The following is a 16,080-nucleotide window of genomic DNA, read 5'->3' on the forward strand; positions in this document are numbered from 1 at the left end:
AAGGAATGCCCTTCGCCGAACCTGACGCCGCCATGCCCGCCGACGCCGCCACCGGCGACACGAAGGCACGCGCCTGGGGCTACGGCCTGGTCACCACAGCGGGCGATGGAACGGTTCTCGACGCCTGGTTCCCCACGCCCCGACTCGCCGCTCTGCCCGACGGCCGCGAGCCGCTGCTCGTGCCTGCCGCGCTCGAGGCGCAGACCGGCCAGGATGCCCGCCGCAACGTGCGCCTCGACGCGCGCGCCGTCGAGGTGGAGCTCACGTCTCCGGTGACGAGCACCCCCGACGCCTATCTCCGGCTGCACCTGCTGTCCCATCTGCTGGTGGCGCCGAACACGATCAACCTCGACGGCATCTTCAGCCACCTCCCCATCGTGGCGTGGACCAACGCGGGGCCGATGCACCTCGACGACTACGCGGGGCGCCGTGCGCAGCTGCAGAGGGCCGGCATCCAGGCGAGCGGCATCGACAAGTTCCCGCGTCTGCTCGATTACGTCGTGCCGGAGCGTGTGCGCATCGCGGATGCCTCGCGCGTGCGGCTCGGCGCCCACCTCGCCCCCGGCACCACGGTGATGCACGAGGGCTTCGTGAACTACAACGCGGGCACGCTCGGCGCTTCGATGGTCGAGGGCCGCATCTCGCAGGGCGTCGTCGTCGGCGACGGCTCGGACGTGGGCGGCGGAGCGTCGATCATGGGCACGCTGTCCGGCGGCGGAACCCAGCGCGTCTCGATCGGCGAGCGCTCGCTGCTCGGCGCCAACAGCGGCATCGGCATCTCCATCGGCGACGACTGCATCGTCGAGGCCGGGCTCTACGTGACCGCCGGCACCAAGGTGGTGCTCGTCGGTGCGGCGCCGAACGCGTCCGGGGGGCCGCAGACGGTGAAGGCTCTCGAGCTGTCCGGCGTGCCGAATCTCTTGTTCCGGCGCAATTCGCTCACCGGAGCCGTCGAGGTGCTGCAGCGGGCCGGCGAAGGGATCCGGCTCAACTCGGTGCTGCACGCCTGAGTTCCAGCAGCGCCGAGGGTTGAGGAGCACGCGGCGACAGCCGCGCGCGTCTCGAAACCCGACCGCTCGCCGAGCCCGGGTTTCGAGACGCACGCTTCGGGTGCTCCTCAACCCGCGGTGCTCCCCAACCGTCCCATGCGAGCGCCCGTCCGGCATGCCGATACCATGTTCGCGGGGGCTGCACGAAGGAGTGAAGTGGGTACCGATGCACCGCGCCTGTCACGGCGTCATCCGTTCTGGCGTTTCCTCGCAATCCTGCTCGTCATTCTTCTCACGCTGACCGTCGTCGCCGGCGTGCTCGGCTTCTGGACGGTCACTCGCTCGTTCCCGCAGACCTCGGGAAACATCGACATCCCCGGGCTGAAAGCACCGGTGAGCGTGCAGCGCGATGATGCCGGCATTCCGCAGATCACGGCATCCAACTCCCACGACCTGTTCCTCGCCGAGGGCTACGTGCACGCGCAGGACCGGTTCTGGGAGATGGACTTCCGTCGGCACGTCACCGCAGGGCGGCTCAGCGAGCTGTTCGGCAAGAGCCAGCTCGGCACCGACGAGTTCATCCGCACGCTCGGCTGGCGCAACGTGGCCGAGCAGGAGGTGAAGCAGATGGATGCCACCACGCTCTCCTACTACCAGGCCTACGCCGACGGCGTGAACGCCTATCTCGCCCATCACAAGGGCGCAGACATCTCGCTCGAGTATGCGGTGCTCGGCCTGCAGACACCCGGCTACACGCCGGAGAAGTGGACGCCGGCGGACTCCGTGTCGTGGCTGAAGGCGATGGCGTGGGACCTGCGGTCCAACCTCGAGGACGAGCTCGACCGCGCGCTTCTGGCGACGAAGCTCACCGCGACGGACATCGCGACGCTGCACCCCACCTACCCGTACTCGTCGCACCCCACCATCACGGATGCCGGCAGCGGCGACCCCGCGCGCGTCGCCGAGTCGAGCGCCTCCGCATCGACCACCGCCGACGTCTCCTCGTCTGCCACGTCAGACGGGACGGACGAGGCTGCCGCAGCATCCGACATCGCCGCGCTCGCCTCGAGCGTGCAGGCGTCGGCGGCCGAGGTGCCGCAGCTCCTCGGCATCAACAGCGACGACATCGGCTCCAACTCGTGGGTGGTGTCCGGATCGCACACCTCGACGGGCAAGCCGCTGCTCTCCAACGACCCGCACCTCGGGCCCGCAGCCCCGAGCATCTGGTATCAGGTGGGACTGCACTGCTCCACCGTGAGCGCGGCCTGCCCGTTCGACGTGGCCGGCTACAGCTTCTCGGGGCTGCCTGGCGTGATCATCGGCCACAACGACAAGATCGCCTGGGGCTTCACCAATCTCGGCCCCGATGTGACCGACCTCTATCTCGAGCGACTCGACGGCGACGGCTATCTCTACGACGGCAAGAAGCAGGCGTTCACCACGCGCAAGGAGACGATCAAGGTCGCCGGCGGCTCGCCCGTGACCATCACGGTGCGCTCCACGATCCACGGGCCACTGCTCTCCGGCGGCGACTACGACACGGTGACGAAGAGCCATCGCACCTCCAGCGGCGACATCCCCGGCGGCAAGTACGCCCTCTCGCTGCAGTGGACGGCCCTCACGCCCGGCCATACCGCCGAGTCGATCTTCATCCTCGACAAGGCAACGGACTGGAACGGGTTCCGCGCGGCGGCGCGCGAGTTCGACGTTCCGGCGCAGAACCTCATCTACGCCGACACGGCAGGCAACATCGGTTACCAGGCGCCCGGCCTCATCCCGATCCGCAAACAGGGCGACGGAACCACGATCACGCCCGGCTGGTCGAGTGCCTATGGCTGGACCGGCTACATCCCGTTCGACCAGCTGCCCAGCGCCTACAACCCGAAGGCCGGCTACATCGTCACCGCGAACAACGCCGCGGTCGGGCCATCGTTCGCGCAGAACCTCACCAAGGACTGGGATGCCGGCTATCGCGCCGACCGCATCACCCACGACCTGCAGAAGCTCATCAAGGCAGGCACCAAGATCACCTCGGCGGACATGTCGCGCATCGACGCCGACACGTACGACGCGAACGCGGCGGCGCTCGTGCCGGTGCTCACGAGCATCCACCTCGATTCCGGCACCGCGCGCGCCGTCGACCTGCTCAAGAAGTGGAATTTCCACGACGACGAGGGCAGCGCTGCCGCCGCCTACTTCAACATCTTCTGGCGCAACCTGCTGCACGACGCGTTCGGCCGCAAGCTGCCCGCCGGATCCCAGCCAGCAGGCGGCGATCGATGGTTCCAGGTCGTCGACTCCCTCATCGACCAGCCCGATTCCTCGTGGTGGGTCGACGAGAAGCTCGGCATCGGCAACCGCGACGAGATGTTCGCCTACGCCGCCGATCAGGCGTACCGTGAGGCCGTGAAGCTCATGGGGCCAGACTCGTCGCAGTGGAAGTGGGGCGACATCCACACCCTCGAGGTGACCAATCAGAGCTTCGGCGCCTCGGGCATCGCACCCATCGAGTGGCTCTTCAATCGCGGCCCGTACCGGCTCGGCGGCGGATCATCGGTGGTGGATGCCGTCGGCTGGGACGCATCGCAGGGTTACGAGGTCGACTGGGTGCCCTCGATGCGCCAGGTCGTCGACCTCGGCGACTTCGACCATTCGACGTGGATCAACCTGACCGGCGACTCCGGCCACGCGTTCAACCCGCACTACATGGACCAGACGCCGCTGTGGCAGCACAACAAGACCCGTTCATGGCCGTTCAGCAAGGATGCCGTCGCGAAGGCCACGCAGGACACCCTCACGCTGACGCCGGCCTCACGTTGATGAGCACCCGGCTTCGAGACGCGCGCGGCAAAGCCGCGTGCTCCTCAGCCCACGGGACGTCTTGGCACACGGGCACCATGCAGCGCCTCAGCGCGTCGGGTACTGCCGCTCCGGCTCGCCGACGTAGAGCTGTTGCGGGCGGCCGATCTTGGTCGCCGGGTCGGCGTTGAGCTCACGCCAGTGCGCGATCCAGCCCGGCAGGCGTCCGATGGCGAACAGCACGGTGAACATCCGGGTGGGAAAGCCCATCGCCTTGTAGATGACGCCCGTGTAGAAGTCGACGTTCGGGTACAACTTGCGCTGGATGAAGTAGTCGTCGTCGAGCGCGATCTGCTCGAGTTCCTTGGCGATGTCGAGCAGCGGGTCGTGCACGCCGAGATCGGCCAGCACGGCATCCGCGCTCTCCTTGACGAGCTTCGCGCGCGGGTCGTAGTTCTTGTAGACCCGGTGGCCGAAGCCCATCAGGCGAACGCCGTCTTCTTTGTTCTTGACGCGCTCGACGAAGCGCTGAACACCCTCGCCCGAGTCGCGGATCGTCGCCAGCATGTCGAGCACGGCCTCGTTCGCGCCGCCGTGCAGCGGACCGTAGAGCGCGTTGATGCCGGCGGAGACGCTCGCGAAGAGGTTGGCCTGCGTCGAGCCGACCAGTCGAACGGTCGACGTGGACGCGTTCTGCTCGTGGTCGGCGTGCAGGATGAGCAGCCGGTCGAGCGCCTTGGAGACGGTGGGGTTGATCTCGTACGGCTCGGCGAGCGTGCCGAAGTTGAGCCGCAGGAAGTTGTCGACGAAGCTCAGCGAGTTGTCCGGATAGAGGAACGCCTGGCCGAGGCTCTTCTTGTGCGCGTACGCCGCGATCACCGGCAGCTTCGCCAGCAGGCGGATGGTCGACAGCTCGACCTGCTCGGGGTCGTGGATGCTGAGCGAGTCCTGGTAGAAGGTGCTCAGCGCCGACACCGCGCTGGACAGCACCGACATCGGGTGCGCATCGTGCGGCAGCGCATTGAAGAAGCTGCGCAGGTCTTCGTGCAGAAGCGTGTGGCGGCGGATGCGCTCGTCGAACGACGCCAACTCGTCGGCGGTCGGGAGCTCGCCGTTGATGAGCAGGTAGGCCACCTCGAGGAACGAGGAATTCGCCGCCAGCTGCTCGATCGGATACCCGCGATAGCGCAGAATGCCCGCCTCGCCGTCGATGAACGTGATCTTCGACCGCGTGGGCGCCGTGTTGACGAAGCCGTAATCGAGCGAGGTGAGTCCCGTCTGCTTCGTCAGCGTCGACATGTCGATGCTCGAGGCACCGGAGACGCTGTCGAGGATCGGGAACTCGGCGGTTCCGCCCGGGTACGTCAGAGTGGCCTTAATGCTGCCATCCGCTCCGTCGTGACCACCTGCGTTCACTCAAGCCTCCTTCGAGCATTCACAAACTCTGCCAGTACAGCCTACGGGCAAAGCGGGTCCACTGTCGTACCCGCCAATGCCATCGCGCATCGGCGCGAGGGATCGCACAAGCGCCGTGCGCTGCCGCGCTTCCCATGCCGCAACCCGCCGGCGGAACCGGAGATTCGCTCCTGCTTCAGAGCGACGCGAGACGCTCGGCAGCGGCCTGGATGCGCTCATCGGTCGCGGTCAGCGAGAGCCGCACGTGCTGCGGGAAGAAGTCGCCGTAGAAGACGCCGGGGCCGGCCAGAACGCCGACGTCGGCGAGCCTGCCCATGGTGGTCCAGGCATCCTCTCCGGCGGTCGCCCACAGGTAGAGGCCTGCCTCGCTGTGATCGATGCGGAACCCGGATGCCTCCAGAACCGGCTTCAGAATCCCGCGACGTGCCCGGTACCGTTCGACCTGCGCGCGCACGGCGTCGTCATCGTCGAGTGCGACGACCATGGCCTCCTGCAGAGGAGCGGGCAGCATGAGCCCTGCGTGCTTCCGCACGGTGAGCAGCTTGCCGACGAGCGCCGCATCCCCCGCGAGGAACGCTGCGCGATACCCGGCCATGTTGGACTGCTTGCTCAGCGAGTACACCGACAGCACATCGCTGCGGTCGTCGCCGACCACACGCGGGTCGAGGATGCTCGGCACCGGCTCGTGCGCCCAGCTCCCGTCCCAGCCGAGCTCCGCGTAGCATTCGTCGTTGGCGATCACGGCGCCGAGCTCCCTGGCTCTGCGCACGGCGCGCGCCAGGTATTCCGCGTCGTTCACATGCCCGTCGGGATTGCCGGGCGAGTTCAGCCAGACGAGCTTCGTGCCCTGCGGCCACTCGTCGGGGTCGTCGGACGGGAACGACGTGGCCTGCACGATCGCGGCGCCGATGGCGTACGTGGGATACGCGGCTCTCGGATGCACGATCACATCACCGGGCCCGAGCCCCAGCAGCACGGGCAGAAGCGCGACGAGCTCCTTCGAGCCGATGGTCGGAAGCACCTCGTCGGGCGTGAGCCCCGGCACGCCGCGTCGGCGTGCATACCACGCGACGATCGCGCTGCGCAGCGCGGGCGTTCCCGCGGTCTGCGGGTAGGAGTGCGCATCCGTCGCCTGCGCGAGCGCGGCGCGCACCGCCTCCGGCGTCGGGTCGACGGGCGAACCGATGGAGAGGTCGACGATTCCGCCGGGATGCCGCCTGGCACGTTCGGCGTACGGCGCAACCAGGTCCCATGGATAGTCGGGCAGATCGGGGCGCGTCACGGTTCTGATTGCTCCGGGCGGCTCAGTGGCTCTGCGGCGGCAGAGCAGCGACGATCGGGTGATCCTTCGGGATCACGCCGATCTTGGCCGCACCGCCGGGCGAACCGAGGTCGTCGAAGAACTCCACGTTCACGCGGTAGTAGTCGGCCCATTCCTCGGGCAGATCGTCTTCGTAGTAGATCGCCTCGACGGGGCACACCGGCTCGCATGCGCCGCAGTCGACGCATTCGTCGGGATGGATGTACAGAGACCGTTCACCCTCGTAGATGCAGTCCACCGGGCATTCGTCGACACAGGCACGGTCTTTGACGTCCACACACGGCAGGGCGATGACGTAGGTCACGGTCCGTACAGCTCCTCTCGGGCTTGTTCCAGCGGCTACTGAAGTCTATGCCGGGCAACCTGCGCCCGAGCGCGCGCACCCGGCGCGAGCGACTGCAGCGGCGTTCAGGATGCCCGGCCGCCGGCGAGCGACCGCGGCCAGCTCACGGCGAGAAGGGCGATGACCACGGCGCCGGCCATCCAGACCCACCCGATGACACTGTTCGTAATAAGCACGGACCCGCCGAAACTCTGCTGGGACAGCACAGCGATCGCGACCAGCGCACCCAGCGCCGCGCACGCGGTGGAGAGCCTGCCAGAGCTGAGCAGGCGGATGCCCACCAGCAGGCAGGCCAGCGCGAGCAGCGCGACGACGATCCCCCACGGGAAGTCCGCAGAGCCGACGGTCGAGGAATGCACAACGGTGCCGAGAACCCCGAACGCGATCCCTGCCACCACCATGACCACTGCAGTCACCACGCGCGTCAGCATGCGGCCAGTCTACGAAGTGAGCGGATCATCAGGCCGTGCATCTGACTCCGCGGTGGACATCCGTGGGAGTCGGCAGGTAATCTCGAAGCGGGTAAGGTTAGCCTTACCGAATTCAACCCGAATCCATCCAACAGGACCCGAAGGCTTCACCGTGCTCGCAACCCTCGTCATCGGCCTTCGCGAAGGCCTCGAGGCCGCACTCATCGTCGGCATCATCGCCGCATTCCTCAAGCGCAACGGCGCATCCCTGAAGCCCATGTGGCTCGGCGTCTCTGCCGCCCTCGTGCTCAGCGTCGCCGTCGGATTCGTTCTCCAGGCCATCGAGGCGAGCCTCCCCCAGGCCGCCCAAGAGGGCATGGAGGCCGTGATCGGCGCGATCGCCGTGATCTTCGTGACGACCATGATCGTGTGGATGAAGAAGCACTCCCGCGCCATGAAGAAGGAGCTGGAGAAGGAGGCCGCTGAGGCGCTCGGAACGGGCACCACCTGGGCGCTCGCCGGCATGGCCTTCCTCGCGGTGCTCAAGGAGGGATTCGAGACCTCCGTCTTCTTGCTCGCCACGTTCCAGGCATCCACCAGTGCTGCCGCCGCCGCACTCGGCGCCGTGATCGGCGTGGCCGCAGCCGTCGCTATCGGCATCGGCCTCTACACCGGCGGCGTCAAGCTGAACCTCTCCCGCTTCTTCACGATCACGGGGGTCTTCCTGGTCTTCGTCGCCGGCGGTCTTGTCGTCAGTGCCCTGCGCAGCGCCCACGAGGCCGGCTGGATCGTGTTCGGCCAGCAGCCGACCGTCGATCTGTCGTGGCTGGCTCCCACGGGATCCGTTCAGGCCGCGCTCATCACCGGCGTGCTCGGCATTCCCGCCGATCCCCGCGTCGTCGAGGTGCTGGGCTGGGTGCTCTACGTGGTGCCCGTGCTCGCGTTCTCGGTATGGCCCAAGCGCTACCGTCTCGCCCCGGCCGCCGTGCCCAAGGCCCTTCTCGGCGGCGCGGCGGTGCTGGGTGCCGCAGCGATCGTGCTCGCCATCGCGGTGCCGGCGGGCGGCTCTCCCGACGTGCCGGCGTCGGCGCCGCTCACGAACGGCGGCACCGCAGCCTTCCGCACCCAGGGCTCCGGCGGATCCCTCGCCGTGACAGGAACGGATGCCGCCACCTACCGATTCGGCGGATCCTCGGCGACCACGCACGCCGGCGCGGACCGCGCGTGGAGCACGAACGTCACGACCCACCCGTCCGACCGTCCGAGCACGCTCGACCTCTCCGATCTGACGCAGCTCGCCGGCGGCAGGATCCCGGTGGGAATCGACCCCTCCAACGCGCCCGGCCCCTACACGGCGCGCTGGACCAGCGCGATGCGCGTCTCCGCCTACACCAGCGGAGACGGGCTCGTGGATGCCTCCAACAGCGTGCGCACGGTCGTCACCATCTCCGGCGGCGGCCTCACCGCGCCGCGGGCCTTCGCTGTCCCGGATGAAGGCGCCCAGTGGTCGGTGAAGGCCGGGCACGTCGCGGCCGCGAGCGCGTCGATCGCCGCGGCGCAGGCATCCGCCCGCGAAGCGCAGCTGTGGAAGCTGTGGCTGCCGCTCGCGTTCGCGATCGCCGCCGTCTGGCTGCTCGTCGCCGGGTTGCGCGGCCGCAAGCGCCTTGCCGTCGACGCCTCTTCTTCCGTCGTCACCGCCTCGACCGCGTCCGATGTCGCACGCGCCGATCCGACGTCCGCCGTGGGGCACTCCCCGCGACGACGCCCACATCGTCCGCCCCGGCACTCTCCGACGCAGCCGACCCCATGGCGCGCACAACCACCCCTAGGAGCACCACCTATGCAGCCAAGTAGCCGCCGACGCGTGAGCACCGGCCTGGCCACTGCGGCAGCGCTCATCAGCGCTGCCCTCGTCCTCACCGGATGCTCGAGCAACGAGAGCACCGCCGCCAAGACCAGCTCTGGCGTCTCGCACGTGAAGGTCACGCTCGCGAACGACGGGTCGAACGACACCTGCACGCTCGACCACACGTCAGCACCTGCCGGCCCCATCACGTTCACGGTCGAGAACACGAGCGCGACGGGCATCACCGAGGTGGAGCTCCAGAGCGACGAGCGCATCATCGGCGAGAAGGAGAATCTCGCCCCCGGCCTCAAGCCCGTGAGCTTCACGCTCACGCTCGGCGGCGGCAAGTACACCGTGTACTGCCCCGGGGGCAAGAAGGAGAACCTCGACTTCACGGTCACCGGCAAGGCCGCCGCGCAGAAGAAGGGCAGCGTTCCGACCCTGCTCGCCGCCGGCTCCGCCGAGTACGCGACATATGTCGACGACCAGATCGCCGGCATGGTGCAGGGCGTCGCCAGTCTCAAGTCCGCGATCGACTCCGGCGATCTCGCCGCCGCGCAGAAGGAATACGGTCAGGCCCGGCCGTTCTACGAGCGCATCGAGTCGGACGTCGAGGGATTCGTGCTGCCCGGTTCGAAGCCGAACGACAACGCGGGAAACCTCGACTATCTGATCGACATGCGGGCATCCAATCTCGACCCGACGGTGGGCTGGCACGGCTTCCACGCCATCGAGCGCGATCTGTTCCAGGCCAAGGCCATCACGAGCGGCACCCAGCAGTTGGCCGCCGAGCTGCAGAAGAACGTCGGCACGCTGGCCGGACTCGCGAAGAACCTGAAGTACAAGCCGGAGGACCTCGCGAACGGTGCCGCCGGCTTGCTCGAAGAGGTGCAGTCGGAGAAGATCAAGGGCGAGGAAGAGGCGTTCAGCCACATCGACCTCGTCGACTTCGCGGCCAACGTCGAGGGATCCCAGCAGGCCTTCGAGTACCTCAAGCCAGGACTCACCAAGATCGACAGCACGCTGACCTCGCAGATCAACACGCAGTTCCAGAAGGTCAACGCGATGCTCGACACCTATCGCGATCCCTCGGCCATCGGCGGCTACGTGACGTACACGCCGGCGCTCAGGGCCAGCGACGCCAACAAGCTGAGCCAGGCCGTGCAGGCTCTGCAGGACCCGCTGTCGCGACTCGCCGAAAAGGTCGCCACCGCGCAATGACCGATTCGCACGAGCGCCAGGGCGATCTCGACGACGTGGACCACGGCGTCGAGGACGCCGTCGGAGCGACGCAGGGCTCTGCTGCGGACCCGCAGCAGCACGCGTCGACCCACGTCAGCAGGCGCGGACTGTTCGCGATGGGCGCCGGCGGCCTCGCCGTCGGCGCCCTCGCCGGCTTCGGGGGAACAGTCGCGGCACAGGCGATGATGCCGCAGGACGATGGCGAGGCCGTCGACGCCTCGGTGAGTCACCCGTTCTACGGCAACGTGCATCAGGCCGGCGTGCAGACCGAGCCGCAGCGGCACTGCGTCTACATGACCTTCGACGTCGACCCCGGCACGACGGCGACCGATCTCCAGTCGCTCTTCGCCATGTGGTCGGCGGGCATCGCCCAGCTCATGCAGGGCAAGCCCGTCGGTCTCGTGCAGCCGCCGAGGGCCGCGGCCGTTCCGGCGGACACGGGCGAAGCCACCGACCTCAGCCCGAACGCACTCACCGTCACGCTCGGCCTCGGGCCCGGGATCTTCGACGATCGCTTCGGCCTCGCCCACAAGCGACCGACGCTGCTGAAGAAGCTCCCCGCCCTCCCCAGCGACAACCTGCAGGCTGCGCTGAGCGGCGGGGATCTCAGCCTGCAGGCGTGCGCAGAGGACCCGCAGGTGGCATACCATGCCATCCGCGACCTCGCCCGCATCGGACGCGGCACCGTCAGCACGCGCTGGACCGTGATGGGGTTCGGCCGAGCCTCAGCGGGAGCGAACCAGATGACGCCGCGCAACCTGATGGGCTTCAAGGACGGCACCCGCAACGTGCGCAGCGACGACGAGTTCCGCCAGTTCGTCTGGCTCGACGATGCCGATTGGATGTCGGGCGGCACGTACCAGGTCGCCCGCAAGATCCAGATGAACATCGAGATCTGGGACGCCTCGGGCATCGGCAGCCAGCAGGATGTCTTCGGCCGCACCAAGTCGGAGGGTGCACCGCTCGGCGAGAAGAAGGAGTTCGACACGCCCGACTTCGCCGCCACCGAGCACGGCCAGCACGTCATCCCGCAGAACGCGCACATCGCCCTGGCCGCTCACGAGAACAACGGCGGCGTCAAGATTCTGCGCCGCTCGTACAACTACACCGACGGCATCAACCAGTTCGGTCAGCTGGATGCCGGTCTCATGTTCATCGCGTACATGAACGACCCGCAGCACTTCGTGAAGCTGCAGACCCGGCTCGGCTCGTACGACCAGCTCAACGAGTACATCTCGCACATCGGTTCTGCGATCTTCGCCGTTCCGCCCGCGCCCGAGGCGGGTCACTATCTCGCGGAGAAGCTCTTCAGCTAGGACGTGTCCGGCCTCGCCGCCCCGGTTCGTCCGGCGGACGGTCCTAGCCCGGCGCTCCGCGGTCGACCGTCTACTTCTTCTCGGTGACCGTGTAGTTGGCGACGTGTTCGCGCGCACCGTCCCTGGCCACGACGACGAGCACGGAGTACGGCTTCTTCGTGTACGCGGCAGAACCGGCCTTCGCAGCGGTGTCGTGCTGGTCTCTCGTGAACCCGGCATCCGCCAGCTGATCCTCGATGGTGGCCAACGCGTTCGGGTCGTGCACCCTGATGGTGACGTTCCAGAGCTTGCCGTCGGACGACCCGACTGTTGCGCCGTAGAGCACCTCGCCGTCGGCGAGAGGGACCTCGGTCGGGAAGTCTGCGGGAACCGTCTTGCGTGCGACGTCCACGTGACCGTGCGAGATGTCTCGCACCACGCCTTGCAAGCTGCAGCCCGACAGGGCTCCGACCGTGCCGAACGCGAGCACCGCGGCAAGCGGCAACGCGACAAGTGCGCGACGTGATCTCGGCACGATGACTCCAGGAGTGGGAGCGCCATGGGGCGCGGACTACGACACCGGTAAGGTAGCGCGAGTTCGTGCGAGTGTCATCCGAGTTTCTCGGATGCAGTCACCTGCTATGCGAGCGTCTCGCGCTTCAGCCTCGCCGCCGCGCGTCCGCGCAGCTGCTGGTCGAGCTCGACCTTGCGAATGCGCACCATCTCCGGCGTCACTTCTACGCACTCGTCTTCGCGAGCGAACTCGAGGCACTCCTCGAGGGTCAGCTGGCGCGACGGAGTCATTGACTCGAAGTTGTCGGCGGTGGACTGCCGCATGTTGGTGAGCTTCTTCTCCTTGGTGATGTTCACGTCCATGTCATCGGCGCGCGAGTTCTCACCCACCACCATGCCTTCGTAGACCTCTTCCGTGGGGTTCACGAAGAAGGTCATGCGCTCCTGCAGCGCGATGATCGCGAACGGCGTGACCACGCCGGCACGGTCGGCGACGATCGAGCCGTTGCTGCGCGTCACGATCGGCCCGGCCCACTCGCCGTACCCGTGCGAGATGCCGTTCGAGATTCCCGTTCCACGCGTGATCGTGAGGAACTCGGTGCGGAATCCGATGAGTCCGCGCGAGGGGACGACGAACTCCATGCGCACCCAGCCGGTGCCGTGGTTCGACATGTTCTCCATGCGACCCTTGCGTGCGGCGAGCAGCTGGGTGATCGCGCCGAGGTACTCCTCAGGAGCGTCGATCGTGAGGTGTTCGTAGGGCTCGTGCACCTTGCCGTCGACGCGCTTCGTGACGACCTGCGGCTTGCCGACGGTCAGCTCGTAGCCCTCGCGGCGCATCTGCTCGACGAGGATGGCCAGGGCCAGCTCACCGCGCCCCTGCACCTCCCATGCGTCAGGGCGCCCGATGTCGAGCACTCGCAGCGACACGTTGCCGACCAGTTCGCGGTCGAGTCGGTCCTTGACCATGCGGGCGGTCAGCTTGTGACCCTTCACCTTGCCGACGAGCGGGGAGGTGTTGGTGCCGATGGTCATCGAGATGGCGGGGTCGTCGACGTGGATCGCCGGCAACGGACGGATGTCCTCTGGGTCGGCCAGCGTGTCGCCGATCATGATGTCGGCGAAGCCCGCGACGGCCACGATGTCGCCGGGGCCGGCGCTCTCGGCCGGGTAGCGATCGAGCGCCTTGGTGACGAGCAGCTCGGTGACACGAACGCTGTGCACGTCGCCGTCATGCCGCACCCAGGCCACGGTCTGGCCCTTCTTGATGGTGCCGTTGAACACGCGCAGCAGCGCGAGGCGACCGAGGAACGGCGACGCATCGAGGTTCGTGACGTGCGCCTGCAGCGGCGCCTCGTCGTCGTACGTCGGCGCGGGGATGTGCGTGAGGATGGCGTCGAACAGCGGCTCCAGGTCGGGACTGTCCGGCAGCTCGCCGTTCGCCGGCTGCGTCGCGGACGCCCGCCCCGCCTTGCCGGAGGCGTACACGACGGGAACGTCGAGGATCGCGTCGAGGTCGAGGTCGGGCACGTCGTCCGACAGGTCGGAGGCGAGGCCGAGCAGCAGGTCCTGGCTCTCCGCCACGACCTCGGTGATGCGGGCATCCGGGCGGTCCGTCTTGTTCACCGCGAGAATGACCGGCAGCTTGGCCTCGAGGGCCTTGCGCAGCACGAAGCGGGTCTGCGGAAGCGGGCCCTCCGAGGCATCCACCAGCAGCACGACGCCGTCGACCATCGAGAGACCGCGCTCGACCTCGCCGCCGAAGTCGGCGTGGCCCGGCGTGTCGATCACGTTGATGGTGACCGGCGTGCCGTCCGCGTGCTTGCCGTTGTACGAGATCGCCGTGTTCTTGGCGAGGATCGTGATGCCCTTCTCGCGCTCCAGTTCGTTGGAGTCCATGGCGCGCTCTTCGACGTGGGCGTGCTCGGCGAACGAGTGCGTCTGATTCAGCATGGCGTCGACGAGCGTCGTCTTGCCGTGGTCGACGTGGGCGACGATCGCGACGTTGCGCAGGTCGTTGCGGGTGCGGATGGCCATGACGGTAGTCCCTTGAGCGTGCGGGTGTGAACGGATGCCTGCCCGCTGCAACGCGACCAGACCGAAGTCGAGAGCCCGGAGTGCTCCGACAGCCGACGCCTCTCTCGAGGCTTGCGGCGGTCGAAAGCCCTGTTCACCGCTTCTCAGCGGCGCCGGGCACGGCGAACGGGCACTGACGGCCCGCCTTTCAGTCTACCGAATCGTTCCTGAACAACTCCGCACGCTGTTCGCGACGCTCGCGCTGGATCAGCGGGTCGGGAACCGGCACGGCGGCGATCAGTCGCTGCGTGTACGGATCCTGCGGGTTGCGCAGCACCTGGTCCTTGGTTCCCTGCTCGACGATCTTGCCGTGGTTCATCACGACGATGCGGTGCGCGAGCACGTCGATCACCGCGAGGTCGTGCGTGATGAACAGGCAGGCGAACTTGAGCTCCTCCTGCAGGTTCTGCAGCAGGTTCAGGAAGCGGGCCTGTACCGACACGTCCAGCGCCGACGTGGGCTCGTCCGCGATGAGCAGCGGCGGCTGCAGGGCGATGGCCCTGGCGATGCCGACACGCTGCCGCTGACCTCCCGAGAGCTCGTGCGGGTAGCGGTTGCGGAACGAACGGGGCAGCTCCACGTCGTCGAGCAGCTTCTCGACCCGCTTCTGCAGTGCACGGCCCTTGGCCTCGCCGCTGAGCATGATCGGCTCGCCGATGCTCTCGCCGATCGGGATGCGCGGGTTCAACGACGACCCCGGGTCCTGGAAGACGATGCCGATCTGCTTGCGGGCGTGGCGCAGTTCCTTCGCGCTCATCGCGGCGATGTTCTTGCCGTTCACCGCGAGGATGCCCGAGTGCACGGGCAGCAGGCCGACCGCGGCACGGCCGATGGTCGTCTTGCCGGAGCCCGACTCGCCGACGAGGCCGACGACCTCGCCAGGCATGATGTCGAAGGTCGCGTCGTCGACGGCGCGGAAGGCGGGGATGCGGCCGCGCTTCGGGTACTCGATCACGACATCCTCGAAGCGCAGCACCGGCTGCCCGGCGCGCTCCCCCTCGTCTGCGCCGGTGGACTCCACGCTGAGACGCGGCACCGCAGCGAGAAGCTGCTTGGTGTAGGGATGCTCCGGCTCGTGGAAGACCTGCACGATCTCGCCGGACTCGACGATGCGCCCGTCCTTCATCACGACGATCTTGTCGGCGAGATCGGCCACGACGCCCATGTCGTGCGTGATCAGCACGATCGCCGCGTCCACCTTCTCGCGCAGCGCGCGCAGCAGGTCGAGGATCTCCGCCTGCACCGTCACATCGAGCGCTGTCGTCGGCTCGTCGGCGATCAGCAGCTTCGGGTCGCAGGCCAGGGCCATCGCGATCATCGCGCGCTGGCGCTGGCCGCCGGAGAGCTGGTGCGGGTACTTGTCGACGCTCGTCTCGGGAGAGGGCATCTCCACGAGCTGGAGCAGCTCGATCGCCCGTGCGCGGGCATCCGACGGCGACATCGCCTTGTGCACCCGCAGCATCTCGATGATCTGGAACCCGACGGTGTACACCGGGTTCATCGCGGTCATCGGCTCCTGGAAGATGACAGCCATTTCCTCGCCGCGCAGCCTGCGCAACTGCGAGTCGCTGATGTGGCTGATGTCGCGCCCGACGAACTCGATCGTGCCGTGCACGCGTCCGTTCGGAGGCAGCAGACCCAGCAGCGCCATCGAGCTCGAGCTCTTGCCCGAACCGGACTCTCCGACGATGGCGAGCACCTCGCCGGGCATCACCTCGTAGTTCATGTCGATGGCCGCGGGATACCACGTGCCATCGACCCAGAAGTCGACGCCGAGGTTCTCGATCCTCAGCACGGGCTTCGCGCCCGTCGTCACTGTTGTGCTCACGA

General features: G+C 67.8%; 11 protein-coding genes. 4 read left to right on the forward strand and 7 right to left on the reverse strand.

Features of this window, described 5'->3' with window-relative positions; translation table 11 throughout:
• Positions 1–5 precede the first annotated feature (5 nt).
• Together dapD and FPZ11_RS05995 are read left to right on the forward strand one after the other, a co-directional pair.
• The gene (gene dapD, locus FPZ11_RS05990; protein ID WP_146319203.1) at positions 6–1,010 is read left to right on the forward strand and encodes a 2,3,4,5-tetrahydropyridine-2,6-dicarboxylate N-succinyltransferase; all 1,005 of its coding nucleotides are present in this window, start codon (positions 6–8) and stop codon (positions 1,008–1,010) included.
• 195 nt (positions 1,011–1,205) lie between these two features.
• Positions 1,206–3,809: a penicillin acylase family protein gene (locus FPZ11_RS05995; RefSeq protein WP_246846556.1), complete on the forward strand. Its 2,604-nt coding sequence runs from the start codon at positions 1,206–1,208 to the stop codon at positions 3,807–3,809.
• Between the two features lie 87 nt (positions 3,810–3,896).
• Here FPZ11_RS05995 and FPZ11_RS06000 read toward each other — a convergent pair whose 3' ends face one another.
• The 4 genes from FPZ11_RS06000 to FPZ11_RS19195 form a co-directional block, all read right to left on the reverse strand.
• Positions 3,897–5,204 carry a citrate synthase gene (locus FPZ11_RS06000; RefSeq protein WP_210415964.1) on the reverse strand — a complete coding sequence of 436 codons (1,308 nt, stop codon included), beginning with the start codon at positions 5,202–5,204 and terminating at the stop codon, positions 3,897–3,899.
• Between the two features lie 175 nt (positions 5,205–5,379).
• A complete protein-coding gene (dapC, locus tag FPZ11_RS06005) occupies positions 5,380–6,486 on the reverse strand; it encodes a succinyldiaminopimelate transaminase (protein WP_146319207.1) in 1,107 nt (368 codons plus the stop codon).
• 22 nt (positions 6,487–6,508) lie between these two features.
• Positions 6,509–6,829, reverse strand: a complete 321-nt coding sequence (fdxA, locus tag FPZ11_RS06010; RefSeq protein ID WP_146319209.1) for a ferredoxin — start codon at positions 6,827–6,829, stop codon at positions 6,509–6,511.
• A gap of 104 nt (positions 6,830–6,933) precedes the next feature.
• A complete protein-coding gene (locus FPZ11_RS19195; RefSeq protein WP_168203747.1) occupies positions 6,934–7,299 on the reverse strand; it encodes a DUF6113 family protein in 366 nt (121 codons plus the stop codon).
• A 151-nt stretch (positions 7,300–7,450) separates the two neighbouring features.
• On the opposite strand from FPZ11_RS19195, the gene efeO reads away from it, so the two are divergent.
• Positions 7,451–10,345, forward strand: coding sequence for an iron uptake system protein EfeO (gene efeO / locus FPZ11_RS19735; protein ID WP_168203748.1), 2,895 nt, complete (start codon positions 7,451–7,453; stop codon positions 10,343–10,345).
• Positions 10,342–11,682 (forward strand): iron uptake transporter deferrochelatase/peroxidase subunit, encoded by a 1,341-nt coding sequence (efeB, locus tag FPZ11_RS06020; protein ID WP_146319213.1) that lies wholly within the window; start codon positions 10,342–10,344, stop codon positions 11,680–11,682. Before efeO ends, efeB begins: the two co-directional genes overlap by 4 nt.
• A 70-nt stretch (positions 11,683–11,752) precedes the next feature.
• Here efeB and FPZ11_RS06025 read toward each other — a convergent pair whose 3' ends face one another.
• The 3 genes from FPZ11_RS06025 to FPZ11_RS06035 form a co-directional block, all read right to left on the reverse strand.
• Entirely contained in the window at positions 11,753–12,196 is a 444-nt protein-coding gene (locus FPZ11_RS06025; protein WP_146319216.1) for a hypothetical protein, read from the reverse strand.
• Positions 12,197–12,300: 104 nt separating this feature from the next.
• Positions 12,301–14,211, reverse strand: a complete 1,911-nt coding sequence (gene typA / locus FPZ11_RS06030) for a translational GTPase TypA (RefSeq protein WP_146319218.1) — start codon at positions 14,209–14,211, stop codon at positions 12,301–12,303.
• A gap of 187 nt (positions 14,212–14,398) precedes the next feature.
• Positions 14,399–16,078, reverse strand: a complete 1,680-nt coding sequence (locus FPZ11_RS06035; protein ID WP_246846557.1) for a dipeptide ABC transporter ATP-binding protein — start codon at positions 16,076–16,078, stop codon at positions 14,399–14,401.
• Positions 16,079–16,080 lie beyond the last annotated feature (2 nt).

The organism is Humibacter ginsenosidimutans (assembly GCF_007859675.1).
Taxonomy (GTDB): Bacteria; Actinomycetota; Actinomycetes; order Actinomycetales; family Microbacteriaceae; genus Humibacter; species Humibacter ginsenosidimutans.